The sequence below is a fragment of the Serratia sp. 506_PEND genome (assembly GCF_001076875.1).
In the GTDB taxonomy this organism is placed as follows: Bacteria; Pseudomonadota; Gammaproteobacteria; order Enterobacterales; family Enterobacteriaceae; genus Serratia; species Serratia marcescens.
On the sequence record NZ_JVEL01000582.1, the window covers coordinates 1 to 5,004 of the forward strand.

A 5,004-nucleotide genomic window follows, 5' to 3' on the forward strand; every position below is an offset into this window, starting at 1 on the left:
AATGCCATATCGTAGATCTGGAAGCTCAAATGCATGAACTTCCGCTCCAGGTGCAGATACGGGAAAATCTCGTCCACCGGCAGCACCGGCACCGATTTCACGACCCCCACCAACATCAGCGGCGCGGTCTCCCCGGCGGCGCGCGCCACCGCCAGGATCAGGCCGGTCATCATCGCCGGCGCCGCCATCGGCAGCACGATGCGCCACAGCGTCTCGGCTCGGCTGGCGCCCAGCGCCATCGAGCCCTGCCGCAGCGAGGTGGGAATGCGCGACAGCCCTTCCTCGGTGGCGACGATCACCACCGGCAGCGTCAGCAGCGCCAGCGTCAGCGCCGCCCACAGCACGCCGGGCGTGCCGAAAGTCGGGTTGGGCAAGGATTCAGGATAGAACAGCTGATCGAGCGTGCCGCCGATCATATAAACGAAGAAGCCGAGGCCGAAGACGCCGTAGACGATCGAGGGCACGCCGGCCAGGTTGACCACCGCGATGCGGATCACCCGCGTCAGCAGATTGTTGCCGGCATACTCGTGCAGATATACCGCCGCGATCACGCCAAACGGCATCACCACGATCGACATCAGGATCACCATCAACACCGTGCCGAAAATGGCCGGGAACACCCCGCCTTCGGTATTCGCTTCGCGCGGGCTGTCGGTGAGGAACTTCTTCACCTGCTCGCCCCAGTGCGCCAGCTTCTCGACGGTGTTCATGGCGTTCGGGTACCAGGCATCGCGCACCTGACTGAGCGGAATGGTCAACGTCTGCCCGTGCATGTCGCGCAGCAGCAGCGCGTCGCGCTGGCGATCGCGGTTCAGCCCCGCCAGACGTTCGGACAGCAGCTGATACTGCCGCTGCAGCTCCAGCCGTTCGGCCTTGATGGCGTCCTGCGCGCGGGCATCCAGCTTATCGTCGCGCTGCAGGCGCTTTTCCCGCAGCCGCAGCTCGTCAAACTGCTGATTGATGCGCGCCATGTCGCGGAATTGAATGTCGTGCGCCTGGCGCGAGAGCGCGGCGATTTGCGGCAGCCGCTGCTGCAGCGCCTGCCCCAGATTGCGGCCGGTCAGCGGTTGCCCATCCTCCAGCAGCCCTGCCAGATAGCCGTAGGCGGTGCCGTGGCTATCACGCTCCAGCACCAGCAGGCTGCGCGGCGTGCTTTGGCTGCGGATGTCTCTGGCCAGCAGCGTGCGGAAATCCTGCCCCTCGCGCTCGCGGTTGCCGACCTTAATCAGATAGCGTTCGACGCTCTGCGCCTCGCCCGGTGGCGTGACGCCCGCCTCCGACAATTGTCGGCGCGAAATGCTTTGCTGCTGATACAACTCACCGATCACCGTCACCGGCCCGGCGCCGTTCTGATTCAGTTCGAACTGATAAACCGGGCTCGGCCAGAAATAGCGCATCCCCTGCCCGGCCAGCAGCAACAGAATGCCGATCAGCGCCAACAGGCTGACGGCCACCGAACCGGCGGTCAGCCACACCCACGGCGACCCGCTCTTCACCCAGCTCTTCATGGCGCCTCCTGATTCGGCGTGTAACGCTTGCGCAACCGCAGGCGCACCGCCTCCGCCAGCGTGTTGAACACGAAGGTGAAGACAAACAGCACCAGCGCAGTCAGGAACAGCACGCGGTAATGGCTGCTGCCAGAGACCGCCTCCGGCATTTCAATGGCGATGTTGGCCGCCAGCGCGCGCAGCCCCTGGAACAGGCTGCCGTCGATAATCGGCGTGTTGCCGGTGGCCATCAGCACGATCATGGTTTCCCCCACCGCGCGGCCAAAGCCGATCATCAGCGCGGAGAAAATGCCGGCGCTGGCGGATGGCAGCACCACCTTGATCACCGTCTGCCACTGGGTGGCGCCCAGCGCCAAAGAACCCTGGCTCAGGGTCGCCGGCACGCTGAACAGCGCGTCCTCCGCCAGCGAGAAGATGATCGGCACCAGCGCGAAGCCCATCGCCACGCCCACCACCAGCGCATTGCGCTGATCATAATTATCCCCCAGCCAGAAATGCAGCGGCTCACCGAATAACGCCACCTCCAGCCGCGGCCCCAGGCTGAGCGCCAGCCACACCGTCAACGCCAGCAGCGGCAACAGCAACAGCAGATCGACGCCCGGCCGGCAGCGCGGCATAAAGCGATGGGTCAACGCCCCGCACAGCAACACCGCCGCCGCCAACAGCAGCGGCAACGCCAGCACCGCCAACAGATACTGCTCGATGATCGGCGCCAGCCAAATGCCGGCCACCAGCCCGATCACCACCGTCGGCAGCGCGCCCATCACTTCGATAGCCGGTTTGATCACCCGCCGCAGCCCCGGCGTCATAAAGTAAGCGGTATAGATGGCGCCGGCCAAGGCCAGCGGGATGGCGAACAGCATCGCGTAAGCCGCCGCCTTAAAGGTGCCGAAGATCACCGGCATCAGGCTGAATTTGGGTTGGTAACTGTCTTCGCCGGAGGTGGACTGCCAGACATAGGCCGGCTGCGGGTAGTTCTCGTACCACACCTTGCCCCACAACGAACGCCAGGTGACGTCCGGATACGGATTGTCGAGCGCATAGCGCTGCCAGCCCTGCGCGCTCTCCAACAGCAGGCCATCGCCGCGCNTCTGCCGCACCTCGGCGCCCAAACGGGTATTCAGCAGCGGCTGCGGTTGAATGGCGGAGAACAGCGAGAAGCCGCCATCGGGCCGCAGGGTGGCGAACACCCGGCGGTAAGGCTCAGCCACCGTCAGCTCCTGCCCGTCGGCGCCGTGGTCGAAATGCTGCACCGGCGTCAGGCGCCAGCGCCGATCTTTTTCCACCTCGAACCACTCGCGCAGATTGCCGTCGGCGCCCTTGATCAGCAGCGCGCTGCCGCCGGGCAGCGCCGTCATCTGATACGGCGCATGTTCGCCAAGGGTACGCGTTTCACGCAGCTGCACCTGTGCGCCGTCGATCTGATAACGCGCCAGCCGGTTGCCGGTCAGCAGATAAAGCTGGCGGCCATCCGGCGTCAGCACCAGCTGCTCCCCGTCGTGCTCCAGCGGCCGCTCGCTAAACTGTGGCGGCCGGTCGGGGCTGAAGCGGCCGAACACCAGCCGCCGATCGTCGGTCACTCCGGCCAGCAGATACTGCCCGCGATGCGCATCCGCCAGCGACAGCAGTTTCAGCGGCTTGCGCTGTGGATCCAGCGCCAATGGCTGCTGCCCGAGCGGGAACTGCCACTGCGGCCGGCCATTTTCCGCCGTGGCGAAATCCGCGCGCGCCACCACCAACCGGCCGTCAGCCTGCGCCAACGCAAACAGATCGCGCTCGCCGGCGGCCTGCGCGAGCAGCGTCGGTTTGGCCAACAGCGTCTGCTGCGCCAGCGGCGTCTGGGCCTGGCCGCTCGGCGCTGGCGCCAGGCGATAAAATTGCCCCGTGCCCTGCGCGTCGATGCGATAACCGACGCGCTGCTGCACGTCCATGCCCAGCGCCAGCGCCGGGGCCGATACCGTGAGCGGCAGCGGCTGCGCCTGGCCGAGTGAGGCCGGTTTGAACAACGGCAGCACCGCAAACAGCAGATAAACGAAGATCAGCATCAACGTCATCAGCACCATCAGCCCGCTGGCGGTCACTGCCGCCTGCACGCCGCGGTCGATGCGCCCGCGCATGCGATCTCGGGGATGTTGATTGGCCGTCGTCTGTATCATGTGTCTCGCTGTCGCTGATGTAATCGGGCTTGCGCCGTAAGATAACCGGGCATCTTATGTCAGTTTTATGACGTTTGCATGACAAAGTTACCCACCATAACCCAGGTTTTTTACACTGCAAAAAGACAATATGGCTTTGATATATTGCTGAAAAATGAACGTAAACACGCTTAATATCACCAAGGATAAGTCTGCTAATCGTCATTTCCTGCTGTTCATTTCGCCACCTGGCGCCCCACCTCTGAGAAAATTTATTGCCGCCGAAAAACGCCGCGCGCCAACGCAATGGATATGTTGGACTTTCCTGTCAATCTCTCGCAATAATGATGAAGGACACTAGAGCGGCATCCGGGCGCTGCGTCCCGGATCCTATTCTAAATTTGAACTGGAGTGGCAATGGGTCAGGAAAAGCTCTACATCGAAAAAGAACTAAGCTGGTTATCCTTTAATGAGCGCGTGTTGCAGGAAGCCGCAGATAAGAGCAATCCCCTGATTGAACGTATGCGTTTTCTGGGCATTTACTCCAACAACCTCGACGAGTTCTATAAAGTCCGCTTCGCCGATCTCAAACGGCGCATCCTGATCAGCGAAGAGCAAGGCTCCGCCGGTTCCTCACGCCATCTGCTGAAAAAGATCCAGGCCAAGGTGCTGAAAACCGATCAGGAGTTCGACGGTCTGTACAACGATCTGCTGCTGGAAATGGCGCGCAACCAGATCTTCCTGATCAACGAACGCCAGGTGTCCGAGAACCAGCAAATCTGGCTGCGGCAATATTTCAAACAGCACCTGCGCCAGCACATCACGCCGATCCTGATCAACCACGACACCAACCTGGTGCAGTTCCTGAAAGACGATTACACCTATCTGGCGGTGGAGATTATCCGCGGCGCGCGCACTGACTATGCGCTGCTGGAGATCCCGTCGGACAAGGTGCCGCGCTTCGTCAATCTGCCGCCGGAAGCGCCGCGCCGCCGCAAGCCGATGATCCTGCTCGACAACATCCTGCGCTACTGCCTGGACGATATCTTCAAGGGCTTCTTCGACTACGACGCGCTCAACGCCTATTCGATGAAGATGACCCGTGACGCCGAGTACGATCTGGTGACCGAAATGGAATCCAGCCTGCTGGAACTGATGTCCTCCAGCCTGAAACAGCGCCTCACCGCCGAACCGGTGCGCTTCGTTTATCAGCGCGACATGCCGAACGAAATGGTGGAGCTGCTGCGCGGCAAGCTGGGCATCTCCAACTACGATTCGGTGATCGCCGGCGGCCGCTACCACAACTTTAAAGATTTCATCAGCTTCCCGAACGTCGGCAAAGCCAACCTGGTCAACAAGCC

The 5,004-nt window shown here is 62.4% G+C and carries 3 protein-coding genes; 1 reads left to right on the forward strand and 2 read right to left on the reverse strand.

From position 1 onward, the window contains the following. Both pstA and ADK28_RS26070 read right to left on the reverse strand, forming a co-directional pair. Positions 1-1,508, reverse strand: a 1,508-nt coding sequence (gene pstA, locus ADK28_RS26065; protein ID WP_048797059.1) for a phosphate ABC transporter permease PstA, incomplete at its 3' end; no start/stop codon positions are given. After that, complete coding sequence (locus ADK28_RS26070; RefSeq protein WP_048797060.1) at positions 1,505-3,664, reverse strand: ABC transporter permease subunit; 2,160 nt, start codon at positions 3,662-3,664, stop codon at positions 1,505-1,507. The genes ADK28_RS26070 and pstA, both read right to left, overlap by 4 nt. A gap of 396 nt (positions 3,665-4,060) precedes the next feature. Between ADK28_RS26070 and ADK28_RS26075 the strand changes: the two genes are divergently transcribed. Next, a partial coding sequence (locus tag ADK28_RS26075; protein WP_048797061.1) for an RNA degradosome polyphosphate kinase occupies positions 4,061-5,004 on the forward strand: 944 nt, incomplete at its 3' end.